Here is a 17,879-nt window from a genome sequence, read left to right on the forward strand (position 1 = left end):
AATGGATTTATTAGAGTATCAAGTTAAAGAATGGTTTGGAAAGATAGGCATTCCGGTATTGCCCTCCCAACGAATTGACCATCCTACAGATTTGAAACGTTTAAAAATTCGCTTTCCAATTGTACTGAAATCTCAAGTACATGGAGCGGAACGGGCAAAAGCGGGTGGAGTCAGGTTTGCCGAAACGACAATAGATGCGATCGCAGCAGCGCAAAATATCTTTAGTTTACCAATATGGGGCGAATTGCCAGAAGTTGTGCTGGCAGAATCGCAATACGACGCGAATCAGGAATTTTATCTCGCGGTGGTTTTAGATACTGCTGTTTGCCGGCCAGTCCTTTTAGGTTGCAAAGAAGCAGACATTGATTGGGAATCTGCTGGGGAAAAAATGCACCATGTTGTCGTGGAACAGGAATTTTCGCCATTTTATGCCCGACGACTGGCTTTGAAAATGGGTTTACAGGGAACGCTGATGCAGTCGGTAAGCAGCGTTTTGGAGAAAATGTACCACTTATTTGTGCAAAAAGACCTGGATTTAGTCGAAATAAATCCTTTGGCAGTCAGTGCCAATGGTCAAGTTATGGCACTTAATGGTAAAGTTAGGATTAACGAACGGGCAATCAAGCGTCATCCAGACCTCGCCGAGATGGCGGCAAAAATTATCAGCCGTCATACCAGTACTGAAATCAATGGGATTTTGGGTGATTGGGATAATATAAAAATACATGGAAAAATCGGTATTTTAGGTAATGGTACTGGTTCAGTAATGGCAACTTTGGATTTAGTAGCCAATGCTGGTGGCAAGCCAGGTGTTTGTTTAAATCTACGTCATGCTTTCCTTACAGATACTGCACCAACTACCTTCCGCGATCGCTTAGAGACAGGTCTGAAAATCCTGGAAGCTGACAAAAGTATTCAAGTAATCCTCATAAACTTTCTGGGTAACATTCCTCAAACAGAGGAAGTGGTTGAAGTTATAGCCAGAGTTGTGCAGCAAGACAACAGCGAACTTGAATCACAAGTTGTACGCTCTAATGGCAGTAAAAGTCGGCAAGAACGAAATTTTAAACCCTTAGTTGTCCGTCTTGCTGGTTCTGAATTTAATGTTGCGAGAAAATATTTCGCAACACTAAAAACCCATAGCGATGCGCTACTCGTGGTAGAAAATTTAGATGAGGCAGTAGCGGCAGCAGTTCGTCTTGCTAAACCAACTGCTAATAAAAAGTAGTGACTGTCATTTTGTTTCAAATCAAAAATTATTAATTTTTACCACGTAAACATATCGTTGAGCATTGGTTATTTCCCCTGCTCCCTCCTCTTCTTACCTAGTGGCTTAACTCACTGGGTTGTCAAACTTACGGTAATTTTTTATGAACCTAACACCAGAAAGTAAAGTATTAATTCAAGGCTTTTGTGAATTTATATCAGACACTCATATTGCTCAAATGCAAGCCTATGGCACGAATTTGGTAGCTGGTGTCAATCCAGGATGTGGTGGACAGGAACTGCATGGACTGCCAGTATTTGACTTAGTAGAGGAGGTAATAGAACAATTTGGGGTAATTGACACAACAATTATTTGTGTAGATCCTTACGACGTTCTAGATGCAGCCTTAGAAGCGATCGCATCTCATATTAGCCAAATCATTATTATCACTGCTGGCGTGCCACCTTTGGATATGGTGCAATTACTCCGCAAAGCCGAAGCCTGTGAAACTTTGGTAATCGGGCCCAACAGTCCGGGGATCATTGTACCGGGAAAAATTCTTTTAGGTACTCAACCTAGCGAGTTTTATACTCCTGGATCTGTGGGGATCGTTAGTCGTAGTAGCACTCTCACTTATGAAGTTGCTTACGAATTAACAAAAGCAGGTTTGGGACAGTCGATTAGTGTCAGTATTGGTAGCGATCCGATCGTTGGTTCCTCCTTTCTCCAATGGTTGCAAATTCTGGATGAAGACGAAACTACAGAGGCGATCGTTTTAGTCGGTCAACCCGGTGGTGGTAGCGAAGAAGCAGCAGCCCGGTACATTACCGAGGCAATTGATAAACCAGTCATTGCCTACATTGCAGGAAGACTTGCGCCACCAGGAAAAACTTGGCGACAAACAGGGACTTTAGCAACCGTTATCGGCCGCGAACCGAACTTTGGTACAGCCCAAAGTAAATTAGCTGCTTTAAAAGAAGCGGAAGTTCCAGTCGCTGAACGCCCTTCTCAGATTCCAGAATTATTGAGAAAGGAGATTAATTGATCTGCTTGTGGGGAGAATTGGGAAATATTCAGCCGTTGATAGAATAAATTAGGATAAATTTTGATATTAGTCAGTTATCAGTTGTGAATTTGAAAATTTATACTAACTTCTTCACTGATTACTGACTACTGTTGATTGCTCAATGATGAAAGCGAGGAGTTATGCTGTTAACTGAACGTCGCGCCGATCGAGTGGTTCTCTACAATATCAGTTGGCAACAATTTGAGAATTTATTAGTAGACTTAGGTGAAAGTCGTGCAGCTAGGGTAGCTTATGATGATGGCACGTTAGAGATTATGACACCATTACCAGAACACGAATATTACAAAGAAATAATTGGTGACATCATCAAAGATACGGCTGAAGTTTTAGAGCTAGATTTTGAATGTTACGGCTCAACTACCTGGAAACGAGAACGAAAAAAAGCTGGGATAGAATCTGATAATTGTTTTTATTTCCAAAATGAAGCTTTAGTTCGAGGTAAACTCAAGTTTGATTTAAATCAAGATCCACCACCTGATTTAGCTTTAGAAATTGATGTTACTAGTAAATCTTTAGATCGCTTTCCCATCTATGCACGGTTAGGTGTACCAGAAATTTGGTGTTATGACGCTGGAGAAATAAAAATTTACCAGTTACAAGGTGAGGAATATCTCGAAAGAGAAACAAGTTTAGTGTTTCCTAATCTGAACATTCAAGAGATTCCATCACTTATTGAAAGATACCGGATGGCAGGAAGACGGGTTTTCCGACAGGAAATTAGGGAGTGGGTAAGGGGACAGATGGCTTAGGAAGACACATAATTTATTAGTAATATCTCAAATAGCAAGGAAGCTAGATGTGTGCTGTATTTATCAAATTTAATTTAAGTTATATCATCGTATCGATTAGCAGATTCTTCAGATAGTCGCTGCAAAGCCTTCTCTATTTGCGGAGAAAGTCCTAAAGCCCCAGAACGCAAATGCAAGTCGCGCTGAGGGAAAGGGATTTCTATTTCGCGCTTACGTAAAACTTCGTAGATAGAAAAGTATAAATCACTCTTAATTAAAAACTGTTTGTTGGGTTCTGCTATCCACACCAGCAACTCAAAATTGAGAGCGCTATCGCCGAAGCCTTTAAAAAGTACTTGGGGAGGAGGTGTATCTAAAACATTGGAGTGGTTTTTGACTGCATCCAGCAACGCTTCTTTAACTAAATCAGGTTCGGCGTTATAAGCAACACCAACAGGTAAATGCAGCCGAGAAAGAGGGTTACGGTGGCTCCAATTTATGACTTCGTTTTCCAAAAGGCGCGAATTGGGTACGATGATGGAAATATGGTCGAGAGTTCTGATTTCCGTACTGCGGGCGCTGATCCGCTCGACTGTACCGTGCAAATCTCCCACCTCAATAAAATCACCCACCTGAATTGGACGTTCCAAAACTAAAATCAAACCACTACCAAAATTCTTAGCAATATCCTGGAAGCCAAAGCCAATCCCAATACCCAAGGCGCTAGCTAAAATTGTCACAGAACTGAGATCGAGTCCCCAAATTTGCAGCAAGACTATGCTACCAACAACAATCAAGCTGTATTTCGTCAAAATGGCGATCGCCTCTTGAGCGCCTCGATTAATACCTGCAACACTTAAAACACGCGATCGCAGGATATTAGTCATGGTTCCAGCAAAGATTATTAAGGCGAATAATAAACTTACCAGAATTAGCAGGTTGATTAAAGAGTAAGAATTGTTGCCCAGAGTAATAAATTCAGATGTGAAACTAGAAGTTAAAATATAGGTGATTTGATAGCTCCATTGACGAGTGTAGGGAAATAAATTAGTTATATAAATAATAGTGCTTGCCCAGATACCAGCACGGACAAAGAAAAGTATAAAATTAAATAGTAATGCTAATCCCTTGGGTAAATCAGCATTTATAACTTGTGCATTTGCATCATTTAATTTTCTTTGTACAATTCCTGAAATCCGTTTTCTGAGCAATCCCAGGAACCAGGAGATAGCAAATACGCCTAGCAAGATACTTGCACTCAATATGGAGGTGTTACGAATATATTGCGAACTTCGCTCTGCTTGAGATTGTTGTAATGCTTCCTGAATTTCTTTAGCCCAAATAGAAGCTTGTTCATCAGGTTTGCTCCCTGGTAAAGCATCATTTTTAGTAACAGTTAGTAGATAGCGATCGCCCAATAAAATCGTTGGTAATTGGTTGCGTTCTTCAGTTTTTACCTGAATAGATCGATCGGATTTTACAGCCTCCTTTAGTTGTAAATTGATTAAGTTAGCTCGTTCTTTAGCGCTAAATTCACCAGACTCACTGACTTGAAAAATCTGGTATCCATCCACAACTACAGCAGCTTTTGCCCCAGTTTGTGCTATTCCCGGACTCAACCACAAACCAATCACTAGCAGAATTACCACTACTATCATACTGATAAAAGTGTGATTTAGTTTACCACTTTGCTTACCATTTTTTCTCATCTCAGCAGACTCAAAGTATGGATAATGCACAGCATATCACCTCAATTCATTTCTATATTATGTATGCAATACCGATTGATTTAAGTAGGTCGATTCACTCTCCCCCAGCAAAATAGTTATAGATTTATTCCTCTTCATTAGCTCTCTCATGGGTTGTTTGCAAAAAAGGTGAGAGTTCTTTATTTAACTTACCTGCGCGGACAAACTCAGCGTAGGTATCAGCTTCAATTGCCAGCAGTTCCCCTCGCAGTTCTTCGGTTGTAAATTCTTGCAAATTTGGGTATTCATCAAGTAACTTGTCAATTTCTTCCTGTAAAAAGGTAATTTCTCCTGAAAGCAGCGTCTTCTGGTAGCGATAAAACTCTGGCTCAATTCCGGGACGGTTTTGTGCTGTTTCTAAATATTCCAGCGCCCGTTGGAGAGCAACTTGACGGGCAATTGCTTCGGTGTATTTTTGACGTAGCGGTTGCGAACCTAAAAGTTGGAGTTTCTCTAATAATGGTTGGATGGTTAAACCTTGTACTAACAGGGTAAATAAAACTACTCCAAATACAGTGGCAATAATTTCTTCCCTTTGCGGGAGTGTGGCTGGTACACTCAAAGCCAGGGCAATGGAGACAGAGCCGCGTAGCCCACCCCACGTCAATACAGTTTGTTCAGATAAAGGAATTTGGGATTTAGCTAACCAGTTGCTGAGACTACTTAAAGCATAAATAGATACTGCCCGTCCCACAATCATCGCCACAATTGTGACTGCAATACTTTTTAGGTTATCTCCTAAGACAGCAAAGCGAATTTGATCGCCAATTAAGAGAAAAACAATCGAATTCACAAAAAAAGCGAGAAATTCCCAAAATTCAGTGACAATAATCCGCGTGCGTGGGTTCATGCCAATACGCGAACCAAAGTTGCCTAAAATTAAAGCTGTGGTGACAACTCCAATCACTCCAGAACCACCCAAATATTCTGTAATTAGGTAAGTGCTGTAGGCAGAAACCAGAGTAAGAGATTGTTCTACTAATGGTAAGTCGAAACGTTGGGTTAGATAGGAAATACCAAACCCAATTAATCCTCCAACGCTGATACCAATGCCTACTACCTGAACAAATTCTAATAAAGCAGACTGTAAATCAAGTTTGGCATTACCTAACGGCAGAGCAACTAATAAGCCAAAAGCCACAACCGCCATACCATCATTAAATAAACTTTCTCCTTCCATCAGCGTTCTTAGACGTTTGCTTGCTCCTAGTTCCCGAAATAGAGCCGTTACCGAAACCGGATCGGTTGCTGATAGACTAGCTCCAACTAATAGAGCAATGCTAAGTTCAAGTCCAGCGAATTGATGAAGACCGAATGCTACTCCAGCAATAGAAATTATCACCCCTACTACTGCATACAGACAAATCGGTAACAAATCCCGCTTTAAGTCTGACCATTTCAAATTCCAAGCAGCTTCAAACAGCAGTGGCGGTAAGAAAATCATCAGAATCAATTCAGGAGAGAGATTAATCAATCGCACATTCACGAATGCTAATCCTAATCCGACTATGACCAGTAAGAGGGTATAAGGAATGCGGCGCAACCAACTAAAAATTTGTGGTAGTGTAGCAACACCCAATGAGACAGAGAGTACTAGTAGAAATTGCTTGAGTTGTTCTGCAATTACGACTTCACCCGTGGTAGACTCTAATGCCATAAGGGGATTGCAGTTAAATAGGATATTTAGCATCAAGTAAATATAGAGAGATTATCAAACCTCCAACATTTTACCCTGATAAATACTGTACTTGTAGCGGTTCCCATTTAGATGCGGTACAACATTATATCGTGGGGTGTAGGGCCACGGCAGTGCCCATAGGTGTCAACTTAACGTTAAAAGGGCGGTTAGAAACCGCGTCTACACAGACGAAACCCGCCTACGCGGGTTAAAAACATTAATTTTCTCTTAGTCCGCGCAGGAGGACGAGAGTTTGTGTAGACGCTGTTAGAAACGACGACGACGCACGGGTGCTATATTACTGCGTAAAGCTTGCCACGTCAGCGCTCCTACTCTACCATCACCAACTATTCTGTGCGATCGCTGAAATGCTACTACTGCTCTAGTGGTTCTAGTGCCATGATATAAACTTATTCAGGGTATGCAATTTCAGCAACTAAAACAGGTCTGTTGCCGTACTTACCTTCTAACTCTCTTTTTACATTTTGATCCCAAGTGAAGCCATAGTCTCGCTCAATTTCAGCAATAATAAAAGGACGAACTTCACCTGTTATAGATACTGTCTGGTTCTGATTTATTGCTACTTTAGGTGGTGCTTTTAATAAGACTAGCAAATCTTCTCCACCAAATAATTGATTTTCATGTAGCGTTAGTAAAACCGGACTGCGGATATTTTCTACTTTCCCCGTAACTGCAACTCTACGGCGATAGTATTGTTCGGGATGTTGTGTTATTTGGCCAGGTTGAGGTGCTAATACAATGTATCGAGCAATAATTGCAGGTTTATTGATATAATCTTTGTAATATTTGTCATCTATCTTGAGATTAAATTCTTGCTCAATTTTGGGAATTACTAAATTACGAACCTGACCAGTAACTTGGACTTTAAGATTTTGGTCAGATGGTAGATCGAAAGGCGCACCTGAAGCATTGACAACTACAAGAGGTTCGCCGCGAAAGAACCGTGCATCACTAACCGTAAACGAAGTCAAACCAACTTTCTGAATTACTCTACTTTTAATAGTCGCAGAGTTACCGATAAATTCCTTAGTGTTATCAGTAATTTCCGATGTATTAGTGATAGTTGCTTTTGCATTAAAAAGACTACAACTTTTCGCTACCATAGCGATCGCTACCAGGAAAACTAATACCCCTACTTTACTCAGCGCTTGCAAGAAATCTCGCCTTTGAGGATTGTCATTTATTGCCATTATTTATTATCTGTTTTGAGGCTATTTATGAAAAGTTTTCCGGGAGCATCCACTTTTGGAAGAAATACCAACATTAGTATTATTTTTCAATTTCACATCAACCGTACCTGCTGTTGGTATGATAGTTGCGTAGACACGAAGTGGCTTGTCGTCAGACATCGCACTTTGCCGACTTTCTGAAAAAGGTGTTTGTATAACAGAGCTTATTCCATTCATAGGATAGACAGGAACAACAACACATTGAGAGCCAGTAGTTCTCTGTTGTCCTTTAAACCTTAAAGTTGCAGCATTAGGCGGACATCCTGCTGGAACCATGACCCGATCTCGGTGTGGTTATTCATAGAAAATACTAGGACAGAGATTAACTTGGGAAATTCGCGGCTGTGCTACTGCTGATTGAGTAATTGCAGAAAAACCCATTAGCAACGTTCCAAAAAGTGTTCCAACTAGTCCAACTTCTTTTAAAGAAGAATTATTGAATTTGTACATAACTACCTCCTGATACTGATAATTTTATCTTTGTTTGTTATTTGACAATAGTAATATATATCTAGTGAAGAACTAGAAAATACTTTAGGTTAATATTTACATAGCAATAGCTGGCAAAATCAAATTACTAAAATTAATCATTAATTAAGTTTATTACTCTTCTAACCAATAGAGTAGACCTAGAGAAGTAACTCCCCCAAAAAAGTGAGCGCCAATCATGTTGACATTTGCTAGCATCACAAAAATATCTAGCGAACGAATTACATTTTCTGGCTGATAAATTGCGACACCTTGAGGTTGTGCTACTGCTTTCCCCAATATAATTGAAACGGTCGTTTCCGAAGCAATAAAAGCTATTAATAACCCTACCAAACTCACAAGCAATCCAATTCGTAAATTTTGAATAACTTCTTCTTTCTTAGGATGATTTTGAGAATTTGGCGTTTGTAAAAGTTTAGCCATTTTTCGATAACGTAAAGCCCAATACACTCGAAAGCACAACAATAAAATACTAACAATAGCCAAGAATATCCCAAAACCTATACCTGCATTGCTTGTCTGAGTAGTAATGTTACGGCTAAAGCACGCCAACAATACAGCAATGCCAGAAATACCACCAAGTACTAACTGTACCCAAAAACTAATTCGACTTACTAAAAGAAATGTAGCAGCAAATTTTTGTTTGCTTGGTGGATGTGAAAGTGATTCTAAATTATCTATCATAGATAAGATTCATACCATTTAAGTAGATATTTTAAGAATATATAGTAAATTGGAGTATGATTTCATCCATCTTTATATATAAAACCCACTAATTAACTAATTAACGCATTTAATTTTTGAAATATCAGGTTTTTATGGGAAATAATTTATCTAACAAAAACAGCGTATTGAAATATAACTCAATACGCTTGGGTAATGGTGTCATATCATGTTCGGTTAAAGACTTATTGTTTAGACTGACACGGAGACACGGGGACGCGGAGAGATTTTAATGATAAGTGATTAGGCGGACATGATATCATCCAAGCTTTTAATCACTTGAGTATTGAGAACTTTACCGGCAGAATTTTCATTTTTTTCTTTCAGCTAAGGTCTGATTTTTTAAAGCTTGAATCGCATTGTCATATTGCTTTTGCACATCCTGGCGGTCTAGTTCTTCTGGTAAACCGTCTTGGCTACCGCGCAAAATCATCTCTGCATGACGCTGTAAAACTACTTGGTGCTTGGGATTGTTGGTGTAAGTTGCAATATTCTCGATCGCTTCCAATAAACGAATGGTTACTGATGTATCAGATCGTGCATATTGGCGAATTCCATTGAAGGCACTATCAACTAATCCCTCAAATGTTAACCCAAAAGCGATCGCACGTAATTTATTATCTTCATCGTAGCGGTAGGGTGAAGGAAAATCTTTTTGGGCTAAACGGGATAATCCTGCTCCTAGTCTATCAACACAGCGAATTGCGGTAAATGGGTCATTAATCCCTGGAGAAAGCGCACGTAGGGCAATTTCTACTAACTGATCGATGGGAAACTCGATATCTTGCTGTTCGCTACGTTCTCTACCCAAAATAAAGCAATCATTGATTTGTTTGGTTAATTTTTGGTTCACAAATTCACCAGGAAAAACCATAACTAAATTACTGTTCTTAACAACAAACTTTCCCGGTCGAGACTCGACGCGCAATAAAAGATTGTGTTTTCTGGCAATTGTGAGCAATTCTTCGTCGTCAATTGCTTGTATATAACCATTATTATTAACTTTTACAGGACTTGCAACGAAGCCAAAATCTTCAGGTATTTCTGCAATTTCTTCTCCGAATGGAATACTACGCCCGATTTTTTTGGGAAACAAGCGATCGATAGCTCTATCTAAGTCATCACTAACGTTTTCGATGATATGTGAAGCCTGAATTATTGTAGAAGCATGATCGATAAAATAAATCAAAACTCCGATGCTAATAATTGCGAGAAAAATACCGCATGTAACCGAAAGTTGCGGTACAAACTGACTATATCCATCTCCCTCACCATGAATAGTCCGAAGTATGAGCAAGCAGTAGATAAACGTACTTATAAACGTGCCAAGGACAACTTGATTGCCAGTGTCCTGCATGAAATTACGCAGTAGACGGGGGCCAAAATTGGAAGCAGCTAACTGAAGCGCCACGATTGTAATTGAAAAGGCAGTAGCAGCAACGCTAATCATTGAACCTGCAACTGCTCCTAAAACCGATCGCGCTCCATCTGCTCCACCAGTGTAGCTCCACCAATAATTAATACCCGCCTTACCTGTGCGATCGAGCATTAACATTATGAATGCCAACGCAGTGGTAAGTATAGCCATAATTGAGGGAATGAACCAGTAACTTGAGTGGAGCGTATCCCAAAGTTTGCTCAGTTTTACATTTTTCATGTTTCATTATCGACCTTTGCAGAATCTACTTTACTATTGCCATCATCTTGCTTTTGAGCGAGTAACCTGAGTGAACTGCTAATGCTGCGGGGTTTTGGTACTTCACCTTTACCAGATGGCCAACCTTCACGCTGACGCGATCTGTTTCCATCTGTCTCTTCTGTCTGGTCATGAAATAGAATTTGTTGAGTTGGAAAGGGTAAATCAATACCGTTTGCAACGAGTTTTTTCTTAATAGCAGTAATCACTTTATCCCGCGAAATCAAATTATCTGCCCGTCGTGGTGGATTAACCCACCAGCGCACCCGGATGTTAACACTGCTTCCGGCTAGTTCCATTGCTAGTACATCAGGAGCCGGATCTTTTAAAACCTCATCGACACTAAGCATTGCGTCTAGCATTAACTGCTTGGCTAAGTCAATGTCGTCGCCGTAGCCAATGCCGACATCATACTCTAATCGGCGGTTGTCAAAGGCAGTATTCACGGTGACAGAATTGATAAATAATTCCGAGTTAGGAATCACAATCCGCCGACCGTCATAAGTTCTAATTGTTGTGGCGCGTGTCTCGATATTTTCAACAGTTCCCTCAAAGCTTTTAAAAACAATTTGGTCATCAATTTGAAAAGGTTCAGTTAGTAAAATTAAAATCCCAGCTAAGAAGTTTTGCAAAATATCGCGGAAAGCAAAACCAATAGCAACACCGCTAATTCCCAAAAGTTGCACCAAATCACTAACTTTAAATGATGGAATCACAATGGAAAGGGCGATAAACAACCCAATCAAAATTGTTACCCCCTTCGCTAACCTTCCCAGTACTAATCCCAGATTGCCGGCGTAGCGACGGTTGCGAGTTACCCGCTTAACAAGTGCCTTAATTCTGCCAGCAATAAAGAAAAAGAATATAAAGACAATTAACCCTAAGACAATGTTCGGTAGCAAAACTATAAACCCGTTAATCATGCTTTGAACTTTATCCCAGGCTGCGGAGATTTCTGCTTTCATGAAGTTTCCTCACTAATTAATCTTTGCTAACGTCAACGCTGTGAATTTTGATGCAATAATTCTTGAATTTCCCCCCGCAATGCTGCGATTTCCGTCTGAAGCATTTGAATCGATTTCGCTCCCGCTAACTCTGCGTCATCATCATCGGCATCACGGCCAATAAAAAAGGTCGCTAAAGTTGCAGTGACATAGCCGAACACGGCAAACGCATATAAGGCTAAGAAAAAGCAAAGCACCCGTCCTTCGGGTGTTTTGGGCGAATAATCAGAACCCATCGTTGTCATGAGCATTGCTGTCCACCAGAAAGCAGTGCTGTAGTTGTGCAGCCCTGATTCCATAGGAACTTCATTTTCAAATGCATACATCCCTGCTGCTCCTATTACAGTAACGATCGCAGTTAATGCCACAACATAACCAAATCCTCTACGGCTAATACTTGCTCCCAAAACCCGCATTCCTCGGTTAGCACGAGTCATGACTCGCAACAGTTGTAGCCCTCGCACAGCCCTGGTTGTTCGTAGTATTCGTATAACTCGGATAATCCGAAAACTACGCAGTGCTGGCAACATCAGAGAAATAGCTGTTAACCAGTTGTTTTTGATATAGGAAATTTTATGAGGAGCGATCGCTAGTTTCAGGAGAAAATCTAAGATAAAAATAATCCAAATAGTGATGCTAACGGCTTCCAGGAAATGGTTTAACCCCCAGACGATCTCGATGATGAATAGTGCTAGCCATACAAAACCCAGCACCAGCATTGGAATTTCTAGCCAATCTTCCATAGAAACGTGAACAATTACCACATCAATGGGTTCTTCTGCATTTCCTTCAAATCGTGCCAGATTTGTCCCGTTATGAGATTTGGCAATATCAATAACAGCTTTTCCATTTCCCCGCTTGGATAATGAGTTGACGAATTTTATCCTCCTCTGCTAACCATCTTGCTTTTTAGAGCGATAACTCTACTACCCAAAGAAAGATTCTTTGAAAAATGTATCTCATAAGTTACCGTCCCTACAGTCGCGCAGAGAGTAGTTCCTAAACAAACCACACGAAAAGCTGTAAAAAGACGTATTTTCATGCCCCTTGCATTTACTACTTTGATGCAACCGTTATTAATACCAAAAGCCCAGGCTGTAACAGCTAATGCTGTGAATCTTAACCGTCCAGTATCGTTTATTGTTACTAACACTTACGCAGATGCCAAGAAGATTCCGCAATATGCAGTTGGAGATGTAGCAGTAGCAACCGAAAAAAATATAGTAGTGAATTATCCAAATACCAAAGTTCTTAATCCAAGAAAACCTGCCACGCGCGGAGAGATTACAGCTTTAATTTATCAAACTTTAGTTTCCCAAGGAAAAATCGAACCACTTGCTATTAATTCATCTGCTTATCAGTATATTGTTCGTACTCCTATCAGAAACCAAAAGGCTAAATAAATGTGATTTGAATATGCGCTAATATATCGGGGAGTTTGACAAGCTAAATACGGGGCAATAACCGAATCCAACAGCTTAAGCAGCAAATAGTTTAGTTTTCGCCATCAGCTTTTGGAGAATCTACCTTGCCGTTGTCATCTATTTGAGTCTGCATTTGGGCAACTAGTCGGAGCGAATCGCTGATGCGGTGGGGTTTTGGTACTTCGCCTTTACCCGATGGCCAACCTTCACGCTGACGCGATCTGTTTCCATCCGTCTCTTCGGTCTGGTCGTGAAACAAAATATGCTGTGTTGGAAAGGGTAAATCGATACCGTTTTCAACTAATGTTTTCTTAATTGCAGACAGCACCTTGTCGCGTGAGGTGAGGTCATCTGCTCGCCGTGGCGGTTTGATCCACCAACGAATACGGATGTTAACGCTACTTTCGGCAAGTTCCATCACCAGTACATCGGGCGCAGGGTCTTCAACTACTTCCGGTACGCTTTGCATTGCTTGGAGCATTAACTCCTTGGCTCGGTCGATGTCATCGCCGTAGCCAATCCCAACATCATATTGTAGTCGGCGACTGTCAAAGGCGGTGTTCACTATTACCGAATTAGTGAATAATTCTGAGTTAGGAATCACAATGCGGCGACCATCGTAAGTTTTAATCATTGTTGCCCGTGTCTCAATATTTTCTACAGTCCCCTCAAAGTCCTTAAAAACTATTTGATCGTTAATTCGGAACGGTTCTGTTAATAGGATCAGAATGCCAGCCAAGAAGTTTTGCAGAATGTCACGAAAGGCAAAGCCGATCGCTACGCCGCTAATCCCCAGTAGTTGTATCAAGTCTCCGGCTCGGAATGTCGGTATTATAATCGACAAAGCAACAAATAGCCCTACTAACAATATTATACCTTGCGCCAAACGTCCTAGTACCAGTCCGAGATTCCGAGCTTGTTGGCGATCGCGAGTTAATCGTTTAACTAGTCTCTTAATGGCTCTAGCCACCACGAAGAAGATTGCAAAGACAATCAATGCCAGCACGATATTCGGCAGCTGGAAAATAAGTCCCCTAATCATTCCCTCGATTTTGTCCCACAGTGCGGATATATCTATATTCATAATATTTACTTAGTTATCAGCATTACTAATCATAATCAAAAGTGGATCGCCAACGTCGGCATTGAGTCTAAAGCAAATTCACCTTTTAAAGTTAATCTGCCTTGGAGAGGGACTGTTTCATGACTTGATAGATTTTAATTCTGTAGGTTGTTGCTTCATTCATCGTTTTTATCCTTGTCTGTTGGTATTTTGTGAGGAGAATCTGGTGTTTCTGCTTTAACTTCTTTCACCTGACTAACTTCAAAAATCAGGGAAAAACGTTGCCCGATTTCTTTTTCGAGAAAGGCTTCTAAAAGACTTACTTGCTTTGATGTTACAGGTGACTGTGCGCTAACACTCAAGCGAACTTGGGGCGGATTACTCAGCCAATTAGTATCAGTTTTCAGTAGTTCCAAACGCTGAAAAGTTACGGTTCGGTTCAGCAGTGCTTTTCTCAAATGGGTTTCGAGTTCTGATTGTCTAACTAATCGGGTAAAGCTCACAGTTAAAGGTATCAGTAAAGCACCTGTTAACCCCAATGCCCATAGCAGCGCTCTTCGTGCGCGATCGACAGGAGAATAGCCGGTGAATAAAAATGTCAGCATACAAGCAAGGCTAATACCCAAAAGGTTTGTTAGGTAGAGCAAAGTCGCTCCTAAGCTGAGTGACAAGTTGAATTTTGCTAGACCTAAACCGATGACGCAAATTGGGGGCATAAGGGCAACAGCTATTGCTGTCCCTGCCACACTAGCAGAGATTTTTGAATTAACCTTAGCGTAGCCACTGATAAAACCTGCTGCAACTGCAATACCCAAATCAAGCAGGTTAGGTTTGGAGCGAGATAGCACTTCACTGCCGAAACTAGGTAGATTAACGATCCAACCTATACTGCAAGAAATTAAAAGTGCTAGTAATGTGCCTAAGAATACTGCTATTACGCCTTTACGAAATAGGATGATATTTCCAATTAATGCACCAAAGGCTAAACCTCGAATTGGCAACATTAGAGGTGCGATAATCATTGCGCCGATAATTACAGCAGTACTATTGGCAAGTAGACCAAATGTAGCGATCGCACATGAACCAATAATCAAAACCAAATATGTTGCGTCGAGACTAGACTCTTGCAACAACTCATGTACCAAGTGTTTTAGCTGTGATGGTTCAACCCTTTTGGGCTTAAAATCCCTAAAGCGATTGCGGATATTATTTATCAAAACTCCTCCAAATCAAATGATTTTAGATTCTAGATTTAAAATAAAAGCTTTAGCATAGAATATCGTTGTCAAGATAAATAATGCACTAGATAGCAACATTTATTTCCAGAAATCACGGTGAAAGAGGAAGTCGAACTGTAAATGTACTACCTAGCCCAGGTTGACTTTGAACGTGAATATTACCTTTATGCGCTATGGCGATCGCGATTGCGATCGCTAATCCCAATCCCGAACCGCCAGAGGTGCGGGAGCGATTGCGATCGACTCGATAAAAGCGATCGAAAATTCGGTGTTGATGTTCAACAGCAACGCCAATTCCCGTATCTTGAACTTTGATGATGGCATAGCGATCGCTATCTTCCAAAAAAACAGTGACTTTTCCGCCGCTTGGTGTGGATTGAATTGCATTCACAATTAAATTTGAAACTAAACGATAAAGCTGTTCTTCATTTCCCATCACAGACAGTTTTTGAGAAAACAGCATTTGCTTTGAAAGGTTTACTTCCGCTTCAATCGCCAAAAATGCTAATTCTTCAATTAAGTCGTTAATTAGATCGTTCAAACAGCAAGGTTGATATTCTGCTGTTAGTTGTTTTTGGTCTATCCTTGTCAACAGCAACAAATCTCCGACCAATTGAGATAGCCGACGATTTTGACGTTTGAGAACATCCAAAATTCCACCATTTGATTTTGGCTCTTGCTGTAATTTGATAGCAGCTTCAATGGTAGAGTGCATTGCCGCTAAAGGTGTGCGAAACTCATGGGCCGCATCAGCAGTAAATTGTTGCATTTGCTGGTAGGAAAGATATACAGGTCGCATTGCCCTTCCTGCCAACCACCAACTAGACAAAGCAACAAAAATCATAGAAATTGGCAACCCTAACACCAAAGTTAATCTTAAATAAGCAAGATTTTGGTCTAAATCAGTAAGGCTTCGTGCCACTTGTAGATAACCCGAAAGCTGTTTTTGAGTGGACAGTGGTAAAGTAATTTGGCGATATCGAGTGCCAGAATAATCTGTGATAATTTGCCAATGTTCTGATAGTGAGGTAATTGGCAATTTATCAAATTGCATACCTGCACTTGCAAACAGTTTTCCCGAACTATCCAATAACCGTATATAGTAATTAACCTGGTTAGTTGTTTCTTTTATTGATTGTTTAATACCTGCTGTTTTCGGCAAACAATTTGTTTGAGATACACATAATTCTAAAGAAAAATCTTTAGTGAGGCGTTGTAATTGTCCGGGTTGCTGCCAAACAGGTTCAATACTGTTGTGGAGTGCGTTTGCTACTGATTGTAATCCCCGATCTATGGTTTCATAATAAGCATGGGCAACCACACTATAAACACCCAGACCAGATAGCCCGACAATACCACCCATCACTAGCGTATACCAAACTGCTAGCCGTAAGCGAGTCTGGCGAAAAATAGGATTGCCTTCCATAGTTCTAGAACTTTGCTCAAGGTGTTGCTTCAAGTTAGCAAAAATTAGCAGCATCAATGTTTAGGCGATAGCCCACACCATAGATAGTTTCAATCAAAGAATTGCTGTCTTCTTCTCCTAATTTACGTCTTAATAAGCGAATTTGTGCTGCTACTACATTGCTGACTGGTTCTGCACCAATTTCCCAAAGTTGATTAATAATTTGGTCACGGCTAATAATTTGCTGAGGATGCCTCATGAAATATTCCAACAATTGAAACTCTTTGACAGTTAAAGAGAATACTTGGTTTTCCCCGTGAGCATACTGACGAGTAAGTTGATGAGTGCTGTAATTGAGTAACAAGCAACCTACTTGTAAACGTCGGGGTTGGATTTGGGGTGTAAGGGTTGCTCCTACGTAAGAGGAGCGTCGTTGCAATGCCCGCAATCTTGCCAGCAGTTCTGCCATATCAAAGGGTTTAACTAAATAGTCATCTGCACCGCTATCTAGACCGATAATCTTTTCTTCCATCCGGTCTTTAGCAGTGAGCATTAACACGGGTAGAGTTAATTGGCGCGATCGCAACCATTTACACAACTCTACCCCCGAAACTCCTGGTAGCATCCAATCAAAAATCGCTAAGGTGTACTCAGTCCAGCCAGTTTCAAGATACTGCCATGCCTGAGTCCCATCTAGAAACCAGTCAACCACATACGCTTCATGACTCAGGACTTGTTTAATTGCTGCACCTAAATCTTCTTCATCTTCAACTAATATCAGCCGCATAGTCAACTCACTGCTAAAAACTTCTTTAATTACGCTTTCACGCAAAAGTGAAATAACTATGAAATTTTAATTCTACTTTAGATAGAAATATAGGGCTTACGCATTGATAGAATAACAAAATAGTGAATTGATAAATATAGGTCGTCTATTTTCCAGGTATCGGATAATCAGAGAAATTACTAAACCCTCGACAGCACAATGTAATCTAGACATCTACACTTTGTTTTTGCTGTCAGAGCCAAAGTTTGCAGGGTGCAGTAGGTTAGCAGAGATATTGGAAGATGTTTCAGATGATAGCGTGAATCGCTTTTTCTTAAGAGAGAGATATGAACCGAAAGATCTATTCACTTGT

At 40.5% G+C, this 17,879-nt stretch carries 17 protein-coding genes and 2 pseudogenes; 5 read left to right on the plus strand and 14 right to left on the minus strand.

The window, feature by feature from the left end:
• The first annotated feature begins 1 nt into the window (after position 1).
• From V7K55_RS04230 to V7K55_RS04240, 3 genes are all read left to right on the plus strand, one after another.
• A complete protein-coding gene (locus V7K55_RS04230; protein ID WP_334828531.1) occupies positions 2-1,228 on the plus strand; it encodes a succinate--CoA ligase subunit beta in 1,227 nt (408 codons plus the stop codon).
• 142 nt (positions 1,229-1,370) lie between these two features.
• Entirely contained in the window at positions 1,371-2,252 is an 882-nt protein-coding gene (locus V7K55_RS04235) for a succinate--CoA ligase subunit alpha (RefSeq protein WP_334828533.1), read from the plus strand.
• 161 nt (positions 2,253-2,413) lie between these two features.
• Positions 2,414-3,043 carry a Uma2 family endonuclease gene (locus tag V7K55_RS04240; protein ID WP_334828534.1) on the plus strand — a complete coding sequence of 210 codons (630 nt, stop codon included), beginning with the start codon at positions 2,414-2,416 and terminating at the stop codon, positions 3,041-3,043.
• 74 nt (positions 3,044-3,117) lie between these two features.
• On the opposite strand, the gene V7K55_RS04245 is transcribed toward V7K55_RS04240, so the two are convergent.
• From V7K55_RS04245 to V7K55_RS04290, 10 genes are all read right to left on the minus strand, one after another.
• On the minus strand, positions 3,118-4,761 hold the full coding sequence (locus V7K55_RS04245; protein ID WP_334828536.1) for a mechanosensitive ion channel family protein: 1,644 nt from the start codon (positions 4,759-4,761) through the stop codon (positions 3,118-3,120).
• A gap of 94 nt (positions 4,762-4,855) precedes the next feature.
• Positions 4,856-6,427 (minus strand): Na+/H+ antiporter, encoded by a 1,572-nt coding sequence (locus tag V7K55_RS04250; protein ID WP_334828538.1) that lies wholly within the window; start codon positions 6,425-6,427, stop codon positions 4,856-4,858.
• Positions 6,428-6,715: 288 nt separating this feature from the next.
• Positions 6,716-6,862: a peptidoglycan-binding domain-containing protein gene (locus V7K55_RS04255; protein WP_334828664.1), complete on the minus strand. Its 147-nt coding sequence runs from the start codon at positions 6,860-6,862 to the stop codon at positions 6,716-6,718.
• Entirely contained in the window at positions 6,859-7,659 is an 801-nt protein-coding gene (locus tag V7K55_RS04260) for a hypothetical protein (RefSeq protein ID WP_334828540.1), read from the minus strand. Before V7K55_RS04260 ends, V7K55_RS04255 begins: the two co-directional genes overlap by 4 nt.
• A gap of 21 nt (positions 7,660-7,680) precedes the next feature.
• Positions 7,681-7,974: a hypothetical protein gene (locus V7K55_RS04265; RefSeq protein WP_334828542.1), complete on the minus strand. Its 294-nt coding sequence runs from the start codon at positions 7,972-7,974 to the stop codon at positions 7,681-7,683.
• An 18-nt stretch (positions 7,975-7,992) separates the two neighbouring features.
• Positions 7,993-8,148 (minus strand): hypothetical protein, encoded by a 156-nt coding sequence (locus V7K55_RS04270; protein WP_334828544.1) that lies wholly within the window; start codon positions 8,146-8,148, stop codon positions 7,993-7,995.
• 153 nt (positions 8,149-8,301) lie between these two features.
• On the minus strand, positions 8,302-8,871 hold the full coding sequence (locus V7K55_RS04275) for a DUF3611 family protein (RefSeq protein ID WP_334828546.1): 570 nt from the start codon (positions 8,869-8,871) through the stop codon (positions 8,302-8,304).
• A 349-nt stretch (positions 8,872-9,220) separates the two neighbouring features.
• Positions 9,221-10,567, minus strand: coding sequence for a DUF2254 domain-containing protein (locus V7K55_RS04280; protein ID WP_334828548.1), 1,347 nt, complete (start codon positions 10,565-10,567; stop codon positions 9,221-9,223).
• Positions 10,564-11,571, minus strand: a complete 1,008-nt coding sequence (locus V7K55_RS04285; RefSeq protein ID WP_334828550.1) for a mechanosensitive ion channel family protein — start codon at positions 11,569-11,571, stop codon at positions 10,564-10,566. The genes V7K55_RS04280 and V7K55_RS04285 overlap by 4 nt, the downstream gene beginning before the upstream one ends.
• A 32-nt stretch (positions 11,572-11,603) precedes the next feature.
• Positions 11,604-12,353, minus strand: coding sequence for an ion transporter (locus V7K55_RS04290; protein WP_334828666.1), 750 nt, complete (start codon positions 12,351-12,353; stop codon positions 11,604-11,606).
• Positions 12,354-12,575: 222 nt separating this feature from the next.
• On the opposite strand from V7K55_RS04290, the pseudogene V7K55_RS04295 reads away from it, so the two are divergent.
• Positions 12,576-13,013: pseudogene (locus tag V7K55_RS04295) on the plus strand (S-layer homology domain-containing protein); the annotation flags it as partial.
• A gap of 91 nt (positions 13,014-13,104) precedes the next feature.
• Here the strand turns inward: V7K55_RS04295 and V7K55_RS04300 are convergent.
• The 4 genes from V7K55_RS04300 to rppA all read right to left on the minus strand — a co-directional run bounded on the left by V7K55_RS04300 (position 13,105) and on the right by rppA (position 17,527).
• Positions 13,105-14,118: a mechanosensitive ion channel family protein gene (locus V7K55_RS04300; RefSeq protein ID WP_334828554.1), complete on the minus strand. Its 1,014-nt coding sequence runs from the start codon at positions 14,116-14,118 to the stop codon at positions 13,105-13,107.
• Positions 14,119-14,273: 155 nt separating this feature from the next.
• The gene (locus V7K55_RS04305; protein WP_334828556.1) at positions 14,274-15,314 is read right to left on the minus strand and encodes a DUF389 domain-containing protein; all 1,041 of its coding nucleotides are present in this window, start codon (positions 15,312-15,314) and stop codon (positions 14,274-14,276) included.
• A gap of 112 nt (positions 15,315-15,426) precedes the next feature.
• Positions 15,427-16,815, minus strand: coding sequence for a two-component system sensor histidine kinase RppB (gene rppB, locus V7K55_RS04310; protein WP_334828558.1), 1,389 nt, complete (start codon positions 16,813-16,815; stop codon positions 15,427-15,429).
• Positions 16,796-17,527 carry a two-component system response regulator RppA gene (rppA, locus tag V7K55_RS04315; protein ID WP_334828561.1) on the minus strand — a complete coding sequence of 244 codons (732 nt, stop codon included), beginning with the start codon at positions 17,525-17,527 and terminating at the stop codon, positions 16,796-16,798. Before rppA ends, rppB begins: the two co-directional genes overlap by 20 nt.
• A 166-nt stretch (positions 17,528-17,693) precedes the next feature.
• Here rppA and V7K55_RS04320 point away from each other — a divergent pair.
• Positions 17,694-17,873 (plus strand): annotated as a pseudogene (locus V7K55_RS04320) (IS701 family transposase); the annotation flags it as partial.
• Positions 17,874-17,879: the final 6 nt, after the last annotated feature.

The organism is Nostoc sp., assembly GCF_036919895.1.
GTDB lineage: Bacteria > Cyanobacteriota > Cyanobacteriia > Cyanobacteriales > Nostocaceae > Nostoc.

Coding starts and splice junctions, on each gene's coding strand:
- V7K55_RS04230 (WP_334828531.1), top strand. CDS start 2: ATGGATTTATTAGAGTATCAAGTTAAAGAATGGTTTGGAAAGATAGGC.
- V7K55_RS04235 (WP_334828533.1), top strand. CDS start 1,371: ATGAACCTAACACCAGAAAGTAAAGTATTAATTCAAGGCTTTTGTGAA.
- V7K55_RS04240 (WP_334828534.1), top strand. CDS start 2,414: ATGCTGTTAACTGAACGTCGCGCCGATCGAGTGGTTCTCTACAATATC.
- V7K55_RS04250 (WP_334828538.1), bottom strand. CDS start 6,427: ATGGCATTAGAGTCTACCACGGGTGAAGTCGTAATTGCAGAACAACTC.
- V7K55_RS04260 (WP_334828540.1), bottom strand. CDS start 7,659: ATGGCAATAAATGACAATCCTCAAAGGCGAGATTTCTTGCAAGCGCTG.
- V7K55_RS04265 (WP_334828542.1), bottom strand. CDS start 7,974: ATGGTTCCAGCAGGATGTCCGCCTAATGCTGCAACTTTAAGGTTTAAA.
- V7K55_RS04270 (WP_334828544.1), bottom strand. CDS start 8,148: ATGTACAAATTCAATAATTCTTCTTTAAAAGAAGTTGGACTAGTTGGA.
- V7K55_RS04275 (WP_334828546.1), bottom strand. CDS start 8,871: ATGATAGATAATTTAGAATCACTTTCACATCCACCAAGCAAACAAAAA.
- V7K55_RS04280 (WP_334828548.1), bottom strand. CDS start 10,567: ATGAAAAATGTAAAACTGAGCAAACTTTGGGATACGCTCCACTCAAGT.
- V7K55_RS04285 (WP_334828550.1), bottom strand. CDS start 11,571: ATGAAAGCAGAAATCTCCGCAGCCTGGGATAAAGTTCAAAGCATGATT.
- V7K55_RS04290 (WP_334828666.1), bottom strand. CDS start 12,353: ATGGAAGATTGGCTAGAAATTCCAATGCTGGTGCTGGGTTTTGTATGG.
- V7K55_RS04300 (WP_334828554.1), bottom strand. CDS start 14,118: ATGAATATAGATATATCCGCACTGTGGGACAAAATCGAGGGAATGATT.
- rppB (WP_334828558.1), bottom strand. CDS start 16,815: ATGCTGCTAATTTTTGCTAACTTGAAGCAACACCTTGAGCAAAGTTCT.
- rppA (WP_334828561.1), bottom strand. CDS start 17,527: ATGCGGCTGATATTAGTTGAAGATGAAGAAGATTTAGGTGCAGCAATT.